Genomic DNA, 22,978 nt, shown 5'->3' with positions numbered 1-22,978 from the left:
ATATGTTAGATCAAAAACAACAATCGAATACATTTGAAGAACGAGTTGAAACGATTAAACAAGGCGGCGCACCAAAATATCATGAACAAAACAAAGCGAAAGGTAAACTATTCGTTCGAGATCGCTTAGCTCTTTTATTTGATAATGGTGAATATGTAGAAGATGCATTATTTGCAAATTGTGAACAAACAGGATTACCTGCTGATGGTGTTATAACGGCAACGGGTAAAATACATGGTCGTACAGCATGCGTAATGGCGAATGATTCAACAGTAAAGGCTGGATCATGGGGTGCACGTACAGTCGAAAAGATTTTACGTATTCAAGAAACGGCAGAAAAATTACGTGTTCCGTTATTTTATTTAGTTGACTCTGCTGGAGCACGTATTACTGATCAAGTTGAAATGTTCCCAGGGCGCCGCGGTGCAGGAAGAATCTTCTATAATCAAGTGAAATTATCAGGTAAAGTTCCTCAAGTATGCTTGTTATTTGGACCTTCTGCAGCTGGTGGTGCTTATATTCCAGCCTTTTGTGACGTTGTAATGATGGTTGAGGGAAATGCATCTATGTATTTAGGATCTCCTCGTATGGCTGAGATGGTTATCGGTGAGAAGGTAACGTTAGAAGAGATGGGCGGAGCTCGTATGCATTGCTCTGTATCAGGATGCGGAGATGTTTTATGTAAGACAGAAGAAGATGCAATTACACAAGCAAGACAATACATTTCATATTTTCCAAACAACTACTTAGAAAAGACTCCATTAGTTACACCTCAAGAACCGAAACAATTCGATAAAACGTTAGAAGAAATCATTCCAGAAAATCAAAATGCTCCTTTCAATATGAAAGATCTTATTAATAGAGTTATTGATGAAGGTTCTTTCTATGAAGTGAAAAAATTATTTGCTCAAGAACTCATTACAGGTTTAGCACGTATTGATGGTAAGCCAGTTGGTATTATTGCAAATCAACCGCGTATGAAAGGCGGCGTATTATTCCACGATTCAGCTGATAAAGCAGCGAAATTTATTAATTTATGCGATGCATATCATATTCCGTTACTATTCCTTGCAGATGTACCTGGATTTATGATTGGTACAAAAGTAGAACGTGCTGGTATTATTCGTCACGGTGCAAAAATGATTTCCGCAATGAGTGAAGCAACTGTACCGAAAATTTCTATCGTTGTTCGTAAAGCATATGGTGCTGGTTTATATGCGATGGCAGGTCCAGCTTTTGAACCAGATTGCTGCCTAGCATTACCAACAGCTTCTATTGCGGTAATGGGTCCAGAAGCCGCGGTCAATGCTGTATATGCAAATAAGATTGCAGCTTTACCTGAAGAAGAGCGTGATAGCTTCATTGCTGAAAAACGCGAAGAGTATAAGAAAGATATTGATATTTACCATTTAGCATCAGAGATGGTCATTGATGGTATTGTTCATCCGAACAATTTAAGAGAAGAGTTAAAAGGACGATTCGAAATGTATATGAGTAAATATCAAGTGTTTACGGATCGTAAACATCCTGTTTATCCAGTTTAAAAGCCCTATTTAGGGCTTTCTTGCTCAAAAAGTCAAGGAGGGGAAAACATTGAAACAAGCAGTTTGGTTTCCAACAGAAGAGTATAAAGAAAAAACGCGTTTATATGGTTGGATGAAATCATTGGGCTATGAAGATTATGAAACGTTTTATAATAAGTCAATCGAAGAAACAGCTTGGTTTTGGGGAGAAGCTGAGAAAGCAGTTGGCTATCAATGGATGAAACCTTATACAGAAGTGCTAGATTTAGAAAATGGTACGCCATTTGCACAGTGGTATAATGGCGGAACATGTAATGTTGTAGAATCGGTTTTATCACGCTGGCTTGCAGATGATGAAACGAGGACACAACCAGCACTTCAGTATGAAGGGGAAAATGGAACTTCAAAATCATTTACATATGAGGAGCTTGATAGCTGGGTAAGTCGCGTTGCAAACGGTTTGAAACATGCGGGTATTGAAAAAGGTGATCGTGTCACAATTTATATGCCGATGATTCCAGAAACCGTTGTTGCGATGCTAGCGGTTATGAAGATCGGAGCAATTATTTCACCAATATTCTCAGGATTTGCATCTGATGCAGTCATGACACGTGTACAAGCGGCAGGGTCTAAAATGATTATTACTGCAGATGGTTTTTCACGCCGAGGTAAAATTGTTTCATTAAAAGATGAAGTAGATAAAGCTTGTGAGCATTGTCCAACTGTTGAAAAAGTTGTTATCGTGCGTCATGCAGGAAATGATTTTACACCGCATAATTATGATTTCTCATGGAGTACATTAGAAAAAGAAAAACCATTTGTACATGCTGAAGAAATGCATAGTGATGATCCATTAATGCTCATTTATACATCAGGTACTACTGGAAAACCGAAAGGGACAGTACACACTCATGCTGGATTTCCTTTAAAAGCAGCTTTTGATGCGGGATTTGGAATGAATATCAAACAAGGTGACCGCGTATTATGGGTAACTGATATGGGATGGATGATGGGACCATTTTTATTATTTGGCTCTCTCATTAATGGAGCAACGATGGTTATGTATGAAGGTGTTCCGGACTTCCCAGAAGCAGATCGTTTATGGGAGACAGTTGATAAATATGAAATTACACATCTCGGTATATCACCAACATTAATTCGTGCGTTAAGGGCAAAAGGTGATAAGTATGTAAATAAACATTCACTCAAGAGTTTAGAAGTATTTGCTTCAACAGGTGAGCCTTGGAATCCAGATCCTTGGATGTGGCTATTTGAAACAGTTGGAAAAAGTAATGTACCAATTTGTAACTATTCAGGCGGGACTGAAATTTCTGGTGGGATTTTCGGGAACGTCCTTATTAAACCAATTGCACCGATTAGCTTTAACGCTTCTTTACCAGGAATGGCAGCGGTTGTGCTCGATGATCAAGGCAATCCGATTCGTGATGAAGTTGGAGAATTATGTTTAGAGAAACCTTGGGTTGGTATGACGAAAAGTTTCTGGGAAGACGATGAGCGTTATGTGAACACATATTGGTCACGTTTTGAAAATAAATGGGTTCATGGTGACTGGGTTGTTTACGATGGTGAGCAATATATTATTACAGGACGCTCGGATGATACGTTAAACATTGCTGGGAAACGTATTGGACCTGCTGAATATGAATCAATTCTTGTAAAGCATAATGATGTCATAGAAGCTGCCGCGATTGGTGTACCAGATGATGTAAAAGGTGAAGTTTGTCATTGTTTTGTAGTATTAAGAGATAATGTAACATTTACTGAAGAATTAAAGAAAGAATTAATGAGTTTAGTAAACTCTCATATTGGAAAAGCATTATGTCCAAAAGATATTCACGTTGTAGAAGATTTACCGAAAACACGTAATTCTAAAGTAATGCGACGCGTCATTAAAGCCGCTTATTTAGGAAAAGAATTAGGCGATTTATCATCACTTGTAAATCCTGAGGTAGTTCCGTTTATTCAGGGATTGCAGTCTAGTAAATTATAAAATTAAAGCATGTATAAGGTGAACTGACCTCTAATTGTTAGAGGTCAGTTTTTATATATACAGGATAATTTAGTACATGTGTTTGTTTTTTCCTTTCTATGTTTTTGCCTCGTACACTTTAAAGTTAGTGGACATACTATATTAATAGAAATGATTAGGGGGTGAGATTTTGGGTTCTCGATTTAATAATTGTAAAAAGAAGTGTACATGTAAACAGGATGATTGTTGGGATGTTTTCGAAGAGTGTAAAAAAGAACAAAATGAAAAATGTGATGACTCTTGTGTACAAGGAATTAGAGACGAGCTTAAGAAATTAATTAATCGTACAGTACAAATTAACACAGAGGGACGTACTTATGTAGGTACTGTTTCATCTGTAAGTTGTGACGTCGTTAAGCTTGCTGCTATTCCTGGTTCAGTTGGGGTAATTATCTCAATTTGCAAAATTGAAGCAATTTTCCCGCCTGTTACAACAGTTACTGCTGAGTTTGATTTTAACGGTGTGGATATAGCAAATAAAGCATAATTAAATAGTCTACTAAAAAAGCCATTCTTGTGAATGGCTTTTTTAGTAGACTACAGAATATCTTGTCCTTTTTCAATGAAAACTAAATTTTTATTGAAAACACTTCTTTAAGTTTTTGTCGACCTAACGGGGTAATATGTATTGCTCTTGAGTGTTTTACTTTTATAATCCAATTCATTTCAAGCATTCGTTCTAAAAGTATATTTCCTAATGCTCCTGCGATATGGTGTTTTCTTTCAGTCCAATCTAAACAACATTTAGAAAAGGCTCGTCTTTTAGTTTGTAATTTTTCTAAGTCTATATCAAGACCATAAAAGAATTTCTCACCAATCTTAGTTACTTGAAAATCAGTTTCATTTTTTACTAATACTTCTTTTCTTAATAATGCATTTGCGATTTCTACGCCTAATTTTCCAGCTAAATGATCATAGCATGTTCTAGCGAATTCAATTTCATTCATTTCTTTTGCTTGTTTAAACGATTGAATTGGTTCGGGTTGCGTAATGAAGAAGATTGTTTCTAAAGAATCGGCTAGTTCATGATTTGCTAGTTTATAATAACGATGCCTTCCATGCTTTTCAACGGAGATAATTTGTGCTTCTAACAATTTATTAAGGTGAAAAGTTGCTGTTTGTGGTTTGATTTTTGCTGCATTAGCCAGTTCAGTTGCAGGGTGAGGTCGTCCGTCCATAAGATGAACTAAGATAGCGGATCGAGATGCATCACTAAGTAACGATGCCATTCGTGCAATATTTGTACTCATCTTATTCCCTCCTTTTTACATCCATATTTCGATGATAATGGAAGTTTTTATTAGTTACAATAGATTTATAGAAAATATTAGGAGTGATAATATGGATTTAAAAATAAATAAGTTTGTATGTAAAGAGATACAACCGAAGATTTTATATTATGGTATGCCAATTTTTTTATTATCTACTTTGAATGAGGACGGTACAACAAATGTTAGTCCTATGTCATCTTCATGGGCTTTAGGGAATTATATTATTTTAGGGATAGGTCTTGGAGGAAAAGCGATTCAAAATCTTGAAATTAATAAAGAATGTGTAGTAAATTTACCTTCTTCATTACAATGGGAACAAGTTGAGAAAATTGCACCATTTACTGGTGTGGAAAATGTTCCTAATTTTAAGCAAGACATGGGATATACATATAAAAAAGACAAGGTATCAGTATGTGATTTCACTTTAATCGATTCAACCAAAATACAGCCACAGCGAATAGTGGAGTGCCCAATACAAATTGAAGCAAAAGTGAAGGAAATACATATTCCAGAATATGCACCTTTCTTTGCAATTGTTGAAACTGAAGTTGTTCATGTTCATGCACATAACGAGATCATTAAAAGTGAAAATCATATTGATCCATTAAAATGGAAACCATTGTTTTATAATTTCAGACATTATTTTTCAATTGGAAAAGAGCTAGGTGAAAATTATCGGGCATGATAAGGAGTATGGAAATGATTAAACTAGAACCCTTTAAAAGAAACGATTTTAAACAATTAATGAACTGGATCCATTCCGAAGAATTTTTAATACAATGGTCAGGAAATGCATTTGCATATCCCTTAAATGAAAAACAATTAGAAAAATATATAGAAAGCGCAAATACGCTTGCATTTAAAGTAATAGATGAAGAGAGCGGAAAAGTAATTGGTCATATTTCACTTGGGCGAATAGACAACATAAATAAGTCTGCAAGGATTGGAAAAGTGCTAGTTGGTGATACGGAAATGAGAGGACGTTCTATAGGGAAACATATGATGAAAGCAGTTCTTCATATTGCATTTGAAGAATTAAAACTACATAGAGTAACTCTTGGTGTTTTTGATTTTAATACGTCAGCTATATCATGCTATGAAAAAATAGGATTTGTTAAAGAAGGTTTATTAAGAGAATCAAAAAAAGTAGGGGAAACGTATTGGAATTTATGGGAAATGAGTATGTTAGAATATGAATGGAGCGTTAAAAAATAATTATTTTCTATAATTTTATTATGTTAACTAAAAGGGTATGGAGAGGAAATATGAGTAAAAAAATGAAAATCATTACAATTTCAAGAAGAATTATTACGATTATCGAGCAATAATAAGTTTGTAATTGCAGAACAAAGTGGTCACTATATTCAAAAAGACGAGCCACATTATATTATAGATGCTGTTAAATGGATAATTGAGGTAGGGGAGGGATAAATATGTACACTTTACTTCAATACAATTGGCAAGTAAGAGATGATTGGTTTAAGTGGTGTGAGCAACTTTCAGCGGAAGAATTACTCCGCAAACGTGTTGGTGGTGTTGGAAGTATTTTAGCAACATTATTTCATATTGTTGATGTTGAGTATAGCTGGATTAGTGCAATTCAAGGGAAAGAAGATAGTGAACCGCAGTTTAAGGATTATCAATCAATTAAAAAAGTGAAAGTGTTATCTGATTTATATAAAAAAGAATTAGAAGATTTTTTACAAGTATGGTCAGCTAACTTAGAATGTAAGCTATTAAAAGCTTCGTGGACAGATAAAACATATACATATGGTGAGGTCTTAAGGCACGTAATTGTACATGAAATTCATCATATCGGTCAGTTATCTATATGGGCGAGGGAGTTAAATCTCCAGCCTGTTTCAGCGAATTTAATTGGGAGAGAGGACTATAGATTTAGAAAACGGCTTGCATTGTAAATACAAGCCGTTTTTATATATATAAGAAGATTTCCTAGTTGAAATCCTCGGATTTTTTCTGACGTATATGTAAGAACATTAAAATTGTTATAATGAAGAAAATCAACAATGTTTGTATAATCAAATTTTTAAACTGAAGCAAAACTGCCCAAGATGTAACAGCATCTTTGAACGCTTGGAGTGCAGAGTAAGAAGAAGGATCAAAGCCGTACTGAAGTAACTTTTTTGTTTCAATAAAAGTACTGTTTTCATTTTCGGCGTCTAATATTACTGAAATAAGTCTAGTATCTCCTCGTTTTGCGGTACTGACAAAACTATAATTACCATTAGTTGAAAAATTAGTTTGTAAGCCATCAACACCTTGGAGTTTAATGTTTTTATTAAGGGAATATATCATTTTATTGGTGTTGAAAACTTTCGTATCTTTGAAGGAGAACTGGTAAGAGGTTAGTTTTGTAATGTTCAGTATATCTGGAAAGTCTGTTACTAATTCTGTTGCTAGTTTAGCAACTTCAATTGCTGTTGTAGTTGCAAGTTTATTTGTATCGTTATTCATTCCAGTAGCGTTTAGAAACGGAGATGGTTGTGAAAACTTTAGGCGTTTTGCTTTTTCATTCATTAACTGTGTAAAATTATCTTCGTTTCCAGCGATATGTTCTGCAAGGGCAAGTGCGGAACGATTATTCCCTGTCAATAACAATGCATGTAGTAAATCACGAACCGTCGTTTTATCTTTCGAAGTTACTTGTATAGGACTCGTTTCTGCTTGGAAAACTTCGTTACTTATTTTTACGACTTCATCTAACTGTATATTTCCTTCATTCAGTTGTTCTAGTGCGATATATTCTGTCATTAATTTAGATAAAGTAGCCGATTGTATAGGAGTTTTTTCATTTTTTGTATAAACAACTTCACCTGAATGAGCATCTATTAAAATAGCTGATTTAGCTTGAATAATTGGGCCATTTACATAAAGATAAAAATATAAAACGATAAATGCAGTAATAACAAAAGATAATAATAAAATTGCGAATTTTTTTAAGAATTGCATAAGCGATCCTCCTATTATGACATCGATAATAATATTGTAAAAAGGAATGCTTAATTAGGAAGAAAGAAAAGGTAAAGAATTTCTAAAGAATTATAAAGGATTATTAAATTTTGGATGTTAATGGAAAATAAAAGGTCCAATTTCTTATATCGTAAGAAATTGGACCTGAAATTAAGCTGTATTAACATTTATATGGTTGTAGTTTTACAGTGAATGTTGTTTTTTTGTCATCACTATACACTTCAATTGTTCCTTTATGCAATTCGACAATACTTTTTGCAATTGCCAATCCGAGTCCAGATCCACCAGTGTTTGTAGAGCGCGATTTCTCAACGCGATAAAAACGTTCAAAAATATGAGGTAAATCGGTACTTGGAATAGGTTGACCGTAATTGGTTATATCGATTGCAATCATATTATTACTTTCATAAGCAGTAATATCAATATAATCACCATCGTTACCGTAAGCGATAGCATTAATAATTAGATTTTCAAATACGCGCACTAATTTGTCTCCATCAGCTAATACCATTAGCTTCTTTGATGGAAAAAAGGGGCGACAATCAATATTAGCCTCTTGAAGCTGTATTCGAAATTGAACTGTTAATTGTCCAAGAAGCTCCACAATATCAATAGGGACAGAATATAAACTTAATTCTTTATTTTGAACACGTGTATATTCAAACAAATCATTCATTAATGCATTAAGACGGGTTACTTTATCGTAAATGACTTGTATATAATGACGTAATTCCACTTCATCTCTATAATTATCATGGTGGATTAAATTCACGTATCCAACTATAGAGGTAAGAGGAGTGCGTAAATCATGTGATACATTTGTAATCAATTCACTTTTTGCTTGTTCTGCCTGTCTTTCTTCATCAATTGAGACTTTCAATTGTTCAACAATTTGATTAACCCCGCTTGCTAACTCTTCCAAATAATTATGGTTTACGATAGAAACTTTATGATTGAAGTTTCCATTTGCAATATAACGAATCTCTTCTATCATTTTTTTAATGCAAGTTTCATAGTAAAGCTTTCTTTCATGACGGTAAAAAATGTATAGGTAAGATGAGAAAATCGAAAATAAAAATAAATAAGAGACGATCATCATCCAAAGAGATTCTTTTATTCCTTTATATTTTTCATAACCAAAAATTCTAATGAACTCTTTGCCGAGTTCGCTTAATGTAAGTGAACTTTCAATTACACTTGTAACAAGACGATATATAATTAATTCAGTAATAGGGGTAAGTGTGATAGCTAACATGAACCAAAAAATTAACTTCCACTTTGGGATATCTTTTAATATATCAAATGCTTCATTTCTCAATTTTATAGCCTACTCCCCAAACGGTATGAATAAACTTCTCTCCATTCATTCCTGTTTCAAGTTTATCTCGTAAATTACTAATGTGAACCATTACAGTTTTATTTGAACCATAACCATCTTCATTCCAAACACGTTCAAAAATTTCTTCGGAACTAAATACTCTCCCCGTATTACTCGCAAGTAAATATAAAATATCAAATTCAATAGATGTAAGCTTAATATATTCTCCATTGACTTTAACTGTATGATTATGTTTGTGTATTTCAGCAGAACGAATGCGAATCATACCATCTTCATTTTTGGAAGAAGTGGCATTTTGGAAAGATGATCTTCGTAGTAAAGCTTTCACTCTAGCTACTAATTCTAATGGATTGAATGGTTTAATCATATAATCGTCTGCACCAGTCATAAGACCTAATATTTTATCCATATCCTCTGCTTTTGCACTCAACATAAGAATAGGTACAGTATTATTCTCACGAACCTCTTGGCAAACTTCTAATCCGTTTCGTTTTGGCATCATAATATCCAAAATCATAAGGTCAACTTCATATGTAGAAATCATTTGCAATGCTTCATCGCCATCGTATGCTTTATAAATGTTATAGCCTTCATTTCGCAAATAAACAGCAAGTAATTCAACAATTTCTTTATCGTCATCAATAATTAATATGTTTTTATTCATTATGTAGTTCCTTTCCTTACAAATCATTAACATTACTATAATATCAAACATTTATGTGTTTTGTAGCAATGATTCTCTATAAAATTTCATGTAACGTATAAAAAAGGGATTAAAACATTAATAACGAATACAAATAAAAAGGATATTTAAATACAGCGTTATATTGAAAGTTAGGAAGAAGGGGATATACGATGCTATATAAGGATATATACTCATTTACTCCAACTGGAAAAATTGAAAATGATATAAAAGCTTTTCTATTAAAATACAATAAAGAAGTTACATATAAACATTCAATTCGAGTGGCAAATGAGTCTCGTAAAATTGCAGTTATGTATCATGTAAATGAAGAAAAGGCAGCAATTGCAGGATATTTACATGATATTAGTGCAATCTTTCCGAATGGAGATCGGATTGTAGTTGCTGAGCAATTTGGAATAGAGATATTACAAGAAGAACGAGAATTTCCAATGATTATTCATCAAAAGTTATCGAAAGTAATTGCAAAAGAGATATTTAAAGTGGATGATGAAGAAATTTTGAATGCAATTTGCTGCCATACTACACTACGTAAACATGCAACGAAAATGGATTTAGTGTTATTTGTTGCTGATAAAATAGAATGGGATCAAAATGGAGCGCCACCATATTTAGCAGAAGTAAAAAAAGGATTAGAAAAATCTTTAGAACATGCTGCTTTTGCATATATTTCATATTTGTGGGATAGAAAAGATAAGTTGAAAGTTTTGCATCCTTGGTTAGAAGAATCATATTGGCAGTTAAAAGAAATTGTAGAGTAGAAAGGGTATGAAAATGTAGCTAAGAAAATAAATGAATCAAAGATTTTCTGGGGTTACATTAGTGCCGTACATTTAATAAACACTTATTTGAAGATATATTTTCAAAAGAAGATAAAGTGTTTTTAATAACAAATGGTTATCGATTGAAAAAGGAAAATGTGAAAAATCTACAGAAAATAAATATATAGACGATTTATTTAGAAAAGAGACTTAAAGCATCATATAAGGCAAGAAACAATGCCATTTTTATTTAAAGATGAAGAAGTTGCTTTGTATTGTACATATCAATTTTCATTAAAATGGTTCACTGGTGATATAAAGCATAAGCGACCTATTTAAACACCGAATTATAAAGGTTTTCCAAATCGTTTTCCTCGTTTTGGACGAAAAAAGAAACTTCTTATCCAGATGTATTTCTCATAAATATAACAAAAGATATTATTATGTTTATGTATGATGATAGAGGAAGTGAAGTAATTACGAAGAATAAAGAAACAATACGAAGTTTATCCCGCTTTAATGGGCAGTAAGACCCCCACCTCAAAATTCAGCGAAAACAAAGAAGTTAGGTGGAGATCGGGCTGCCCATAAAAGTCCGATTGGTGAGGGCTGATTAAAGTTTCACTTTATATGAGAAATATAAAGAGTGGATTCCAGATTATGAACGAGAGAGGATAGATAAAGTATTTACATGATAACAATAGGGGAAGTGAAGCGTGTAATGAAACGTATTGCAATTGTAGCAGCTTGGGAACCTGAACTTACGTATTTGCATCAATATTATCCAAGTAAACGTATTGAAAAAAGAGCAGCTTGGGAATTTCATTTTCATACTATAAATGATCTGGAAATTATTTCAGTTATAACTGGAGTTGGGAAAGTAAGCTGTGCAAGTTGTGTACAATTATTAATTAGTGAGTTTCAGCCAGATGAGTTGTTTATGACAGGAATATGTGGAAGTCTATCAAATAAGGTGAAAAATGGACATATTGTAGTAGCTCTTAATGCAATACAACACGATGTTACTGCTGCCGGTTCGGGGGAAGATGTTTTTAATTTATATAATGGTAGGACAGCACCTATTGAAACAACAAAGTGGCTTGTAAGAAGAATAAAAAAGATACGATCATATGATCCGATTCATTATGGTACATTTTTATCTGGAGATCAACGTATTCGTAGTTCAGAAATGAGATATTTACTCCATACTGTATATGGAGCATTAGCGGTTGATCAAGAAGTGGCAGCTTTTGCTTATGTGTGCCAAATCAATAACAAACCTTTTCTATGTTTAAAAGCTGCTTCAGATCAAGCGAATGATAAAACGAAAGAGGAACAAAAAATCTTTAAAATGTTAGCATGTGAACGAGCGTGTGAGCATTTAATTGCTTTTTTACGTGTATATGAGATTAATGTAGTAAATCATAGATAGTAAGAGGGGTTAATATTGGAAAGTACAAATAAAATAGCTATTTTGGGTGCAAACGGAAAAGCGGGGAAATTCCTTGTAAAAGAAGCGCTAGATAAGGGGTATCAAGTAAAAATATTAACAAGAAATTCTAATAATATCAAAATAACAAATGAAAATATAGAGATCATTAATGGAGATGCACGTGATTTTGCTTCAATACGCAAATTACTTAAAGGGTGTGGAGCTGTAATTAATGCAGTAGGTCAACCCAAAAATGAATCTTATATTTTTAGCACAGTAACGAAGCATATTTTAGAAGCAATGAAGGAGTTTGAAATAAAAAGATATATTGTAATTTCCGGAGGCTCTTTAAATGTTACAGGAGATCAAAAGGGAATTGTAAATAAAATAGGAGCTACCTTATTTAAAATTTTTTTATCAAAAATGATGTAAGATAAATATAAAGAATTACAAATTATCCAAAGTAGTGAAGTAGATTGGACAATTGTTAGATTACCATTTGTTATAGAGGGAAATGGTATTGGACGTATAAACGAGAGTTTAGTAGATATGCCAGGAATCAAAATTCAAAATAGTGATATTGCACCATTTGTTATAAAACAAATTAATAGTGACAGATATGTAGGGAAGTGTCCGTTCATTTCAAATTAAGCAGTAGAATTCAAAATTAAAGTATGATGTGACTAGTAGATCTTATATATTTGAACATTAGTTTAACACGAGTAAGTGGGGGATAATTTTATATGATTCAATATAAAAGATGCAGTGAGATAAATATAGATTTAGTGTATGAAGCTTTTAGGGATGGGTTTTCAGATTATATTATTAAGATGGAAGTTTCAAAAGAAGATTTTATAAAAAGATTTTTTGGAGCTGAAGGGAATTCGTTAGAACACTCGTTTCTTGCTGTAGACGGTGACAAACCAGTTGGTGTAATACTTGGTGGTATTAAGATTTATGAAAGTATAAAAACAATGCGTTGTGGAACATTAGCTATTCACCCTAAGTATCGCGGTATTGGTGTGAGCCAAAAGTTATTTGAATTACATAAAGAAGAGGCGATTCAAAATGAGTGTAAGCAACTTTTCCTTGAAGTCATTGTAGGTAATGACCGGGCGATTCGTTTTTATAATAAATTAGGCTATGAAAAAGTATATGATCTATCTTATTATAATTTAAAAGATATGACTAAAATAATAACTAAAGACTGTAACGGAATTGAAGTAAAACAATTAGAATTTGCAGCTTTCAAAGTTGAAGTTCAAAAATGGTTATACTTCCATATAAATTGGCAAAATGATATGGATTATATTGAAAAAACAAATCATACATTTTATGGCGCATATGTCGATAATGATTTAAAAGGTTCAATATGTATGAATGAACAAGGTAAAATTAGTTTTTTTTTCGTAGACAAAGACTATAGAAATCGTGGTATTGGATCAAGATTATTACAAGTGGCAAGAGAAAACTTAAATGTGTCAAGTTTATCAATTGGGTTTCCAAACAACAATTTACTAGAAGGATTTTTAAAGAAAACTGGATTTGAAAAGAATTCGTTAGCACAATATGAAATGTATGTATTACTGTAAAAAGCGAAAGAAGTTATTCTTTCGCTTTTTATTTTTGTACTATACTGATATTTTACTTTGTATAATATTCTTTTTTTATGTAGAATAGATAGGATGGGAGGGGATAAAATGAATAACGGATTAAAGCTTAAGATTGTTGAGTTGCATTGTTTCGTTCAAAAGACTTATTCTGATATGAAAATAGCATGTGATATTGCTATTTATCAAGAAAACACTTCTAAATATTTAGTTTCATTAGGATTTTTAAATAAATCATATATGACTTATATAGAAGCAAGAAGATTTTATCGTGAAAATGAAGAACTTGTAAGTGTAGAATTTGATAATTTTTTTGATACATATGATATATTAGAACAGGAATTAAAACTAGTTATTTCAACTGAAGATAAAAATCCTTCATTGTTACATAGCAGGTTTGATCAGTTTCAGCAGAAAGTTGAAAATATAAATGACCTAATAAAAGTTTTACAAAATGCTCGTTAAAGAATGTTTCTTCTTTTTATATAGAAATTATGCATTAAAAATATATTAGGGATATTACATATTGAAGAGATGGCTTTTGTTGATTACAGAAGTCATCTTTTTATGCTAGGAATAAATTGTATGAATTTTAGCAGTTTCATATTTTAAAAAATTATACGAGGAAAATAACATGAATAATAAAAAAGAAATAGCTATAGTTGCTTTAATAACAGGATTGGCCTTAACAACTGTGACACCATATGGAGTAGGTTATGCAGAGGAAACGGTTCAAATGCAAGTTGATGTTCAAGAGGATTCGTTTCGTACCGGTGAACTTACACAACCATCACAAAAGACGCCAGAGAATGTAGTGAAAGATGCACTTAAGGAAAAGACGGAGCATGCTTTGTCTCCAAAACAAGTTAGTGGAGACAAAGGGGTAGATTACAAGGTTCTTCAAAAACGTAGTTCATATGATGGGACGACACTTTTGCGTATGCAACAAATATATGAAGGAAAAGAAGTATATGGACACCAATTGACTGCTCATGTAGATAAAAAGGGTATTATTAAAAGTGTTTCAGGGGAAAGTGCACAAAACTTAGAAAAAGAAGATTTAAAGAATCCTATTAATTTATCAAAAGAAGAAGCAAAGGAATTTATTTATACGAAGTACGGAAATGATATTCAATTTATTTCTGAGGCAGAAGTTAAGGAAGTTATTTTTGTTGATGAAAATCGTGGGCAGGCTACAAATGCATATCAAGTTACATTTGCAGCTGCCACACCAAACTATGTATCTGGAACTTATTTAGTGGATGCTCATAGTGGTGATATGTTGAAAAATATGGTGCAAGAGTCAGATTTAAAAGTAAGTGAAGAGCGTGTTGAAGCTATTCAGGAGAGTAAAAAAAGTAATTTTAAATCATTAACCGGGACTGGAAAAGATGATTTAGGAATAACTCGTACATTTGGTATTTCTGAACAAAGTAACGGGAAGTATGCGCTTGCCGATTACACAAGAGGGCAAGGAATTGAGACGTACGATGTAAATTATAGAGATATTACTTTTGAAGATAAATATTATCCTGGTATATTAGCAACTAGCACATCAACAACATTTAATGACCCAAAAGCGGTAAGTGCTCATTTCTTAGCGACAAACGTATATGATTTTTATAAAGACAAATATAAGCGTAATAGTTTTGATAATAACGGGAAAAAAGTAGTTTCAGTTGTACATGCATGGGATTCAGGAGAAACAAATGATCCTAAAAATTGGGGGAATGCATTTAGCGCTAATATTAACAATGTTAGTATGCTTATATATGGTGATCCAATGGTTAGAGCGTTTGACATAGCGGGCCATGAATTTACACATGCGGTTACATCTAGTGAATCTAATCTTGAATTTTTTGGAGAATCCGGGGCAATTAACGAGGCATTATCTGATATTATGGGAACGGCTATTGAGAAATATGTAAATAATGGAGAATTTAATTGGACAATAGGAGAACAAAGTGGATCCGTTCTCCGTAATATGAAAGATCCATCTTCAGTCAAATTTTTTGATGGAGTACCGTATCCGGATGATTATAGTAAATTCAGTGATTTAAACGGAGAGGATAATGAGGGCGTTCATTTTAATTCAAGTATTATTAATAAAGTCGCATATTTAATTGCACAAGGTGGTACTCATAACGGTGTAACTGTAAATGGTATTGGTGAAGATAAAATGTTTGATATTTTCTATTATGCAAATACTGATGAATTGAACATGACTTCTAATTTCTCTGAATTAAGATTAGCGTGTCTTAAAGTTGCAACAAATAAATATGGGGCAAATTCCATTGAGGTTGAAACGGTCCAAAAAGCTTTTGATGCAGCAAAAATTAAAGGAACAGTGAAAGAAAACGAAAAAACTGAGGCAAACCAAGTCCCAGAGCTAACAGTACCGCCAACAATTACACTACGTGTCGGTGATACGTTTGACCCGATGAGCAATATAAAAGCTATTGATAAAGAAGATGGTGATTTAACAAATCGAGTAGAACATAAAGGTGATGTAGACACTTCTAAACCAGGCAAATACATTGTGGAGTACTCTGTTGTTAATTCTCAAGGTGGGAAAGTAACGGTAACACAGACTGTAATTGTAGAGGGAAATGGAAAAACATCAAATCTAAAACCTACATTAACAGTTCCTATTGCAGCGATAATTACTGTAGGAGAATCATTCGATCCGATGGCAAAAGTAAAAGCTATTGATAAAGAAGACGGCGATCTTACTTCTAAAGTAAAAGTTGAGGGGGAAGTAGATACCTCTAAAGTCGGTACTTACATAGTAACGTATACAGTTACAAATTCTAAAGGCCATGAAGAAATTGCGAAACAAACTGTAACAGTCACAGGTAGAGAAGAAGTTAAGAATGACATACCAATACTAAAAGTACCTTCTACAACTACAATTACTAAGGGAGATGAATTCAATCCAATGGTAGGTGTATCAGCTACTGATAAAGAGGATGGTGATCTTACTTCTAAAGTCACGTATGAAGGAACTGTAGATACCTCTAGAACTGATACTTTTGAAATAAAATATAGTGTCAGAGATTCTGTAGGTAATGAAGTAAATACAATACAAAAAGTATTTGTAAAAGATAATGACACTGGAAAAGCTAATGGTCTTGCTAATAACAGTAATATCCCGAACAACAGTAATTCTGATAAAAATGAATCTACATATAAAGAGCTTCCCCACACGGGGGCTAGTACAACTAACAGTACAACAATGGGTTTATGGATGGTTATTGTAGGTACAGTACTCACTTTGGCTCGTAAATTTAGAAAGATACAAAAATAATAGTAGGGATTATTTCTCACACAATAATTATTAGATGGATTTTTTACTTAATAATATTTTAATAGTTAAGTGGTGTATTTGGTTTCTATAAAACTTTGCGCTGGGATGCTATTGTGTCTAAAGAACTACATTACATATAAAACACGTTACTATTCTCATTAAAATAAAAGAATAGTAACGTGTTTTTTTGATTTATAAATAGCCTAAACCCAAAAGGTCATGAATGCGGGACTTATTCTAAACTTCTATTGATAAGTTACTGAAAACACTTTGTTTTAATTGAAATTTCACTCTATATGACAACATGAGATTGTCGGTATTTACCAGGTGTTTCGTTGGTGAATTTTTTAAAAATTTTAGTGAAATAGCTTTGATCACTAAAATTAAGCGAAGCACATATGTCTGATAAGGGATAGGTTGTGAAAGTTAATAATTTCTTCGCTTCTTCAATTCGTTCACGTTGAATGTACTCAATTAATGATATACCGACTTCTTTTTTGAATAATATAGATAAATAATCTGAATTCACATTTGCAAATTTAGCAATTTGTTTAATAGATATTTGATTGTAAATATTTTTGAAAATGTAGTTTTTACAAATAGAAATAGTCTTTGAATGTTGCTGTACTTTTTGTACTTTTACACGGTCTGCAAAAGCACAGAAAACATTTCTTAATAAATCCCAAACGGATTCTATTTCTTTTAAATCTTCTGTCTTTTGAATGTATAAATCGTAAATCTTGTAAGCAATCCCGGAAGGAAGTCCTCCTTTTATAGCATATCTAGTAGCAAGTGTGATGGATGAAATACAAATGTTTTTATGACGTCTTAATTGATGAAATGAAGATAAAGATGAAAGAGTCTCTTGTTGGAACTCGTAATAATATTTGAGTACGGTTTCTTTATCCCCGTTTTCTATAGCTCCAAGTAGTTGTTGTTCTATATACAAGTTATGACAAATAGATTCGTCTTTTTGCATTGAAAAATATATATCTTCATTTAAGATTCTGCTATGACTTATATGAAATGAGTCACTGTTATTTGAAAAGGTACTTACATCTGAAATTTTTTTATAGAGAATGTTATAGAATAATATTGCTATATTTACAAAGAAATTTTGATCTTTGATTGACAATGAAAAATAATGGTTAATTGTTTTTTTATAATTAGCAATAAAATTAAGGTTACTATCCGTTTTACTTGTAGAAAAATTTACCTGTGTTAAGGGCCCAATAATAACAGTACCGTTCACCATGTAATCACTTTTTATGTGAATTAAAATAAAGTGCCCTAAATGATAGTGAGTTCTGAAGATTGGGAAATTATACGAATCATTTTTCTGTAAAAGCACATGTAACTGCTCTATGTTTGGTGCATACCACGAATGTGAATCATTTTTTGATGTAAACTCTATAAGAATATTTTTGTTACAATCTAAAAAACAAACTGGAATTTCAAAAGATTGGAAAAACATATTACAAATGTACTCTATCTCGACTAGACTGAGCTTTTTAGTCATATTCTTCCTCCTTACAGTTGTGCGTAATAGTTGAATGATTACATATTCCTTTTTTCAAAAGTAGAAACGGAAAAACTTTATCTATAAAAATTATAAACTTCTAAGAATAATACCATAATTTAACATGAATAGCACATATTATTTGAATATACAGGTAATAGTTTTAAAGAGTAACGTAAAATATGAATCGTCACACTTATTTGCTTGTTATTGCTTATATGTATCAAAAAATGATTAAAATTGAATTTTAAATAGGGATAGGAAAGGAGAGATTAATGGATTGACGCAAAGTATTTAATGAAATTTAGCGATGAAAGTTAATATGTAACGATTTTTGAAGTAGGGATATAAGTGTAATTTATGGGAGAGAACTACATTTATCATACGGAGAGACAACGTAATAATAGAAAAGAAGAAGAGTGAATAAGTGATTGTAAACAATGGATTGTTGGTCGGCTAGGTTTTATGTTATTTGTTTAGATCTGATACTTGGCACACTATTGCTTTCAAGAAGGTAATAGTAATTAAGAGATTTTTAAAATGATAGAAGTAGTAAAGGGGGATAAGAGAAATGAAAAAAATATTTAGTGTGCTTTTAATGTTTTTCTTAACATTTTCTACATGGTCTAGTGTATTAGTAAAGGCAGCGTCACCATCCAAAGGTACTTTAACGATTCATAAATATGAACAAGAAAAAGATGGAGCACCAGGACTAGAAGGTGACGGCTTTGCAAATCAAGAGGTGCCAACAAATGCGAAACCGTTAAAAGGTGTAACGTTTGAAGTGAAAAGGGTTGCATCGTTTGAAAAAATTTCAAACGATGGGAAAATCGTAAAAGAAGATGTGAAACCTGTAATGGGAGCAACTCCAACTCAAGTAGTAACAGATGATAATGGACAAGCTGTATTAAAAGAACTTCCGCTAGGACGTTATGAAGTGAAGGAAGTGGCAGGACCTCCACATGTTAACCTAAATCCAAATACGTATACAGTGGATATTCCATTAACGAATAAAGAGGGTAAGGTGCTAAACTATGATGTTCATATGTATCCGAAAAATGAGATTAAACGTGGTGCAGTTGATTTAATAAAAACTGGTGCAAATGAAAAAGCTTTAGCAGGTGCAGTATTCTCTTTATTTAAAAAAGATGGTACGGAAGTAAAAAAAGAGTTAGTAACAGATGGTAATGGGTATATTCGCGTGCAAGGATTAGAGTATGGGGAATACTATTTCCAAGAGACAAAAGCGCCGAAAGGGTATGTAATAGATCCGACTAAACGCGAGTTTTTTATAAAGAATTCCGGAACTATTAACGAAGATGGAACAATTACTTCTGGTACAGTAGTTAAAGTAGAAGTGAAAAACTATGAAGAACCCACTATTGATAAAAAGATTAACGGAAATTTGGAAGCGCTACCAATTAATCCGTTAACTAATTACAATTATGATATTAAAACAATAATTCCCGAAGACATTAAAGAATACAGAAAATATGTAGTAACAGATACTTTGGACAATCGATTAGTGATTCAAGGAAAACCAATCGTTAAAATTGATGGAGCGGAAGTAAATGCAAGCATTGTTGAGGTAGCTGTAGAAGGTCAAAAAATAACAGCTATAGTAAAAGATTTCACAAAATTAGATGGTAAAAAAGAATTTCATTTACAAATTAAATCACAAGTAAAAGAAGGAGTAGCTTCTGGTTCCGAAATTTTAAATACAGCAAAAATTGATTTTATAAATAAAAATGATGTATTTGGAGAAAAGGAATCTAAACCTGTAGTTGTTGTTCCGACAACTGGAATAATTGAGTTAACAAAAATTGATGGTGCTAATAAAAAGAAATTAAAAGGTGCAGAGTTTGTACTTAAAGATAAAAATGGGAAAATAGTTGTTGTAGCAGGAAAAGAAGTCACTGGTGTATCAGATGAAAATGGTGTTATTAAATGGACTAACATTCCGTATGGAGACTATCAAATTTTTGAAACGAAAGCACCAACATATACAAAAGAGGATGGTACAACAGCTTCTTATCAATTATTAAAAGACCCCATTGATGTAAAAATTAGTGAAAATAATCAATCGGTTAAATTAACGATAGAAAATAATAAAAGTGGATGGATGCTTCCAGTTACGGGTGGTATAGGAACGACTCTTTTTATTGTAATAGGTCTTGTGTTAATGGTTACAGCGGCATTTGTTTTCTTTAGAAAAAAGTTTGCTAATAATTAAGGTTTTAGGAACATGTAACCATTTGATGTGAAAAGGGGAGAAGCAAAATGCTTCCCTCTTTTCGATATTTTAGTATATACAGAGGTGGAAATATGAAACGAAATCTTGTTTTAGGAGGTATTTTTTTATTTGGATTAGGTATTTTTTTATATCCTACTATTAGTAATTGGTTGGCGACTCGTGCACATTATTCTGAGGTTAGCTCTTACGATAAGAAGATTAAAGCACTACAAAAGAAAGAAATAGAACGAAGAGAAAAAGAAGCAGCCGAATATAATAAACAAATTCAAACTTCCATGAAAACATTTGCAGATCCATTTTCTGAAGAAAAAAGTAATCATCAAGCGTATGCCGATGCCTTAAATTTAGGTGATGTAATGGGGTATATTGAAATATCGAAAATTAATATAAAACTACCAATATATCAAGGGACCTCTGAGGAAGTGTTGAGTCGCGGGATAGGTCATTTAGATTATTCTTCGCTCCCGGTAGGTGGAGAAAATACGCACACTATTTTAACAGGGCATCGTGGTTTACCGTCAGCAAAATTATTTACAGATTTAGATAAGTTGAGTGAAGGAGACCGTTTTTATATTCACTCTTTAGACAAAGTTCTTGCTTATAAAGTAGATCAAATTAAAGTAGTTTTACCACACGAAACGGACGATCTACAAATTGTAGAAAATAAAGATTATACAACATTAATTACGTGTACGCCTTATGGAGTAAACACCAATAGATTGTTAGTTCGGGGTGAACGTGTAGAGTTCAATCAGGAAGAAAAACAAGGAATGGGTGCAGGGGTATCTATGTTTAATAAGTGGACGGTAATAGTTCCAATCCTATTGTTATGTACGCTTCTGATCGTAATTTATAAGAGAAAAATAACTAGATAGAATGTATCTATCCCGCGCTAATCGGTAGTGTATCCAAAAATTTTGGGAAAAGCAAAAAAGGTATGTAGGGAAGGATCACTAATAAAAGTGCACTTTATTCGACTGTAGAAAAAATACGGTAAAGGTGGGAACAAAGGAATTGAGGCTACGATTAAAACTGGTAAGTATTCCATTTATGGTTTTGTTAATGTTATGTGTAAGTTTTGTCGTATATGTATCAAAAGAAGTATATGGATCCACGATAAACTTAGAAGGTCTAGGAGATATATCGCGTTATAACGCTGTTGTCTTTGGTAACCATAAAGCAGTAGGTGGCGATATTGAAGGGGCAATCGCAGTTCAAGGTGATATGGATGCATCAGGTTATACGATTGTAGGTGCTGCAGCAGGAACATCTAATATAGTAGGTGAAAAATGGAGTGATGAGGGATATCCATCCTTATTATTGTCTGGAAAATTCAAAAAATCAAGAGAGGAATCTTTTATCATTCAAAACGGAATAGTCGTAATGACAAAAGAGAGTGATCCAGATTGTATTATACAATCTTTTTATGATCGTATCGTTTATAAAGAAAAACTAGAAATTGACGCGAAATTTAATGAATTTCGCACCATAGTCAACCAAGTCAGTAAAAATGCAGGTCAATATAAAACGAATACCCCAATTCCAAATATGAGTTATGGTATTGGAAAAGATATAAACAATCCTAATATTTATGTTTCATCAAAATTGACCGGGAAAATCAATTTTGATATAAGAGATGTATTTTTACCCAATGCTAAGGATAAAGATTTTATTGTTATGTATTCGGATGCAATAGAGGTTACATTTAAAAATGGGTCCATTCTATATGATACGAACAATATTGGAAGGGCTACAGATATAATTCCTACCTCTCAACCCTATTCTTCTAATTCACCGTTTACTGAGCTATACGGGAAAGTGATTTGGGTTTTTCCTAACGCGAAAAAGATTACAACAGAGGGATATGGTGTTGTTGGGAGTGTGTTTGCTCCAAATGCTGTATTAGAAACAAAAGGCGGCTCAATTAATGGACAAGCATTTGTCGGTGCGGTACAACAAACTGGTGGATTTGAATTTCACAATTTCAAATTTAACTGGCAACACTGGAACAAGCCTAGTACAGGAAAAGTAAAAATAAAAAAAGTTGATAGTAATAATGATAATGAAAAATTGCTCGGAGCAAAGTTTCATATTACAGATTTAAATGAAAAAGTAGTTGGGGAGTTAGTAACAGATGAAAAAGGAGAAGCGATATCAAAAGATTTGCCAATAGGTAACTATACCTTAGTGGAAGTAGAAGCACCAAAAGGTTACGAAT

19 protein-coding genes and 3 pseudogenes are annotated in these 22,978 nt (G+C 32.6%); 17 read left to right on the top strand and 5 right to left on the bottom strand.

Translation table 11 applies throughout. From position 1 onward, the window contains the following. Positions 1-2 precede the first annotated feature (2 nt). The 3 genes from ACTFRN_RS21500 (at position 3) to ACTFRN_RS21490 (ending at position 4,060) form a co-directional block, all read left to right on the top strand. Complete coding sequence (locus tag ACTFRN_RS21500; protein ID WP_000886752.1) at positions 3-1,544, top strand: acyl-CoA carboxylase subunit beta; 1,542 nt, start codon at positions 3-5, stop codon at positions 1,542-1,544. Positions 1,545-1,593: 49 nt separating this feature from the next. After that, positions 1,594-3,534: an AMP-binding protein gene (locus ACTFRN_RS21495; protein WP_088106777.1), complete on the top strand. Its 1,941-nt coding sequence runs from the start codon at positions 1,594-1,596 to the stop codon at positions 3,532-3,534. 169 nt (positions 3,535-3,703) lie between these two features. Continuing rightward, the gene (locus ACTFRN_RS21490; RefSeq protein WP_041184526.1) at positions 3,704-4,060 is read left to right on the top strand and encodes a hypothetical protein; all 357 of its coding nucleotides are present in this window, start codon (positions 3,704-3,706) and stop codon (positions 4,058-4,060) included. Between the two features lie 82 nt (positions 4,061-4,142). Here the strand turns inward: ACTFRN_RS21490 and ACTFRN_RS21485 are convergent, their stop codons facing one another. Continuing rightward, a complete protein-coding gene (locus ACTFRN_RS21485) occupies positions 4,143-4,823 on the bottom strand; it encodes an ArsR/SmtB family transcription factor (protein ID WP_000106145.1) in 681 nt (226 codons plus the stop codon). Between the two features lie 91 nt (positions 4,824-4,914). Here ACTFRN_RS21485 and ACTFRN_RS21480 point away from each other — a divergent pair, with 91 nt between their 5' ends. The 4 genes and pseudogenes from ACTFRN_RS21480 (at position 4,915) to ACTFRN_RS21465 (ending at position 6,763) form a co-directional block, all read left to right on the top strand. Further along, the gene (locus ACTFRN_RS21480; RefSeq protein WP_014893710.1) at positions 4,915-5,529 is read left to right on the top strand and encodes a flavin reductase family protein; all 615 of its coding nucleotides are present in this window, start codon (positions 4,915-4,917) and stop codon (positions 5,527-5,529) included. A gap of 8 nt (positions 5,530-5,537) precedes the next feature. After that, complete coding sequence (locus tag ACTFRN_RS21475; RefSeq protein ID WP_080120884.1) at positions 5,538-6,059, top strand: GNAT family N-acetyltransferase; 522 nt, start codon at positions 5,538-5,540, stop codon at positions 6,057-6,059. A 66-nt stretch (positions 6,060-6,125) separates the two neighbouring features. After that, positions 6,126-6,275 (top strand): annotated as a pseudogene (locus tag ACTFRN_RS21470) (alpha/beta hydrolase); the annotation flags it as partial. 2 nt (positions 6,276-6,277) lie between these two features. After that, positions 6,278-6,763 carry a DinB family protein gene (locus ACTFRN_RS21465; RefSeq protein ID WP_014893709.1) on the top strand — a complete coding sequence of 162 codons (486 nt, stop codon included), beginning with the start codon at positions 6,278-6,280 and terminating at the stop codon, positions 6,761-6,763. A gap of 34 nt (positions 6,764-6,797) precedes the next feature. On the opposite strand, the gene ACTFRN_RS21460 is transcribed toward ACTFRN_RS21465, so the two are convergent. The 3 genes from ACTFRN_RS21460 to ACTFRN_RS21450 all read right to left on the bottom strand — a co-directional run bounded on the left by ACTFRN_RS21460 (position 6,798) and on the right by ACTFRN_RS21450 (position 9,838). Beyond that, positions 6,798-7,814, bottom strand: a complete 1,017-nt coding sequence (locus ACTFRN_RS21460) for a D-alanyl-D-alanine carboxypeptidase family protein (protein WP_001160062.1) — start codon at positions 7,812-7,814, stop codon at positions 6,798-6,800. A 181-nt stretch (positions 7,815-7,995) separates the two neighbouring features. Continuing rightward, complete coding sequence (locus ACTFRN_RS21455; protein WP_001243288.1) at positions 7,996-9,153, bottom strand: sensor histidine kinase; 1,158 nt, start codon at positions 9,151-9,153, stop codon at positions 7,996-7,998. Then, complete coding sequence (locus ACTFRN_RS21450; RefSeq protein WP_001038817.1) at positions 9,143-9,838, bottom strand: response regulator transcription factor; 696 nt, start codon at positions 9,836-9,838, stop codon at positions 9,143-9,145. Before ACTFRN_RS21450 ends, ACTFRN_RS21455 begins: the two co-directional genes overlap by 11 nt. A 191-nt stretch (positions 9,839-10,029) precedes the next feature. Here ACTFRN_RS21450 and yqeK point away from each other — a divergent pair, with 191 nt between their 5' ends. The 7 genes and pseudogenes from yqeK (at position 10,030) to ACTFRN_RS21415 (ending at position 16,987) form a co-directional block, all read left to right on the top strand. Further along, positions 10,030-10,638, top strand: coding sequence for a bis(5'-nucleosyl)-tetraphosphatase (symmetrical) YqeK (gene yqeK, locus ACTFRN_RS21445; protein ID WP_000965863.1), 609 nt, complete (start codon positions 10,030-10,032; stop codon positions 10,636-10,638). A gap of 68 nt (positions 10,639-10,706) precedes the next feature. Further along, positions 10,707-11,168: pseudogene (locus ACTFRN_RS21440) on the top strand (DUF3885 domain-containing protein); the annotation flags it as partial. A 164-nt stretch (positions 11,169-11,332) separates the two neighbouring features. Next, positions 11,333-12,070, top strand: coding sequence for a phosphorylase family protein (locus ACTFRN_RS21435; RefSeq protein WP_116733359.1), 738 nt, complete (start codon positions 11,333-11,335; stop codon positions 12,068-12,070). A gap of 15 nt (positions 12,071-12,085) precedes the next feature. Further along, positions 12,086-12,721, top strand: a pseudogene (locus ACTFRN_RS21430) (SDR family oxidoreductase). Between the two features lie 92 nt (positions 12,722-12,813). Next, positions 12,814-13,662, top strand: a complete 849-nt coding sequence (locus tag ACTFRN_RS21425; protein WP_074568374.1) for a GNAT family N-acetyltransferase — start codon at positions 12,814-12,816, stop codon at positions 13,660-13,662. A 108-nt stretch (positions 13,663-13,770) separates the two neighbouring features. After that, on the top strand, positions 13,771-14,145 hold the full coding sequence (locus ACTFRN_RS21420) for a hypothetical protein (RefSeq protein WP_049114040.1): 375 nt from the start codon (positions 13,771-13,773) through the stop codon (positions 14,143-14,145). 169 nt (positions 14,146-14,314) lie between these two features. Further along, positions 14,315-16,987, top strand: coding sequence for a M4 family metallopeptidase (locus tag ACTFRN_RS21415; protein ID WP_074568373.1), 2,673 nt, complete (start codon positions 14,315-14,317; stop codon positions 16,985-16,987). A 292-nt stretch (positions 16,988-17,279) separates the two neighbouring features. Here the strand turns inward: ACTFRN_RS21415 and ACTFRN_RS21410 are convergent, their stop codons facing one another. Further along, a complete protein-coding gene (locus ACTFRN_RS21410; RefSeq protein WP_049122813.1) occupies positions 17,280-18,506 on the bottom strand; it encodes an AraC family transcriptional regulator in 1,227 nt (408 codons plus the stop codon). Positions 18,507-19,077: 571 nt separating this feature from the next. Here ACTFRN_RS21410 and ACTFRN_RS21405 point away from each other — a divergent pair. The 3 genes from ACTFRN_RS21405 to ACTFRN_RS21395 form a co-directional block, all read left to right on the top strand. Continuing rightward, on the top strand, positions 19,078-20,739 hold the full coding sequence (locus ACTFRN_RS21405) for a SpaA isopeptide-forming pilin-related protein (protein WP_088106776.1): 1,662 nt from the start codon (positions 19,078-19,080) through the stop codon (positions 20,737-20,739). 92 nt (positions 20,740-20,831) lie between these two features. Next, on the top strand, positions 20,832-21,635 hold the full coding sequence (locus tag ACTFRN_RS21400; protein ID WP_074568372.1) for a class C sortase: 804 nt from the start codon (positions 20,832-20,834) through the stop codon (positions 21,633-21,635). A 139-nt stretch (positions 21,636-21,774) separates the two neighbouring features. Further along, on the top strand, positions 21,775-22,978 hold a 1,204-nt coding region (locus tag ACTFRN_RS21395; protein WP_440038493.1), incomplete at its 3' end, for a collagen-binding domain-containing protein.

Source organism: Bacillus cereus group sp. MYBK245-2 (assembly GCF_051916145.1).
GTDB lineage: Bacteria > Bacillota > Bacilli > Bacillales > Bacillaceae_G > Bacillus_A > Bacillus_A pacificus.
This window is presented reverse-complemented; position numbering and strand designations above follow the sequence as displayed.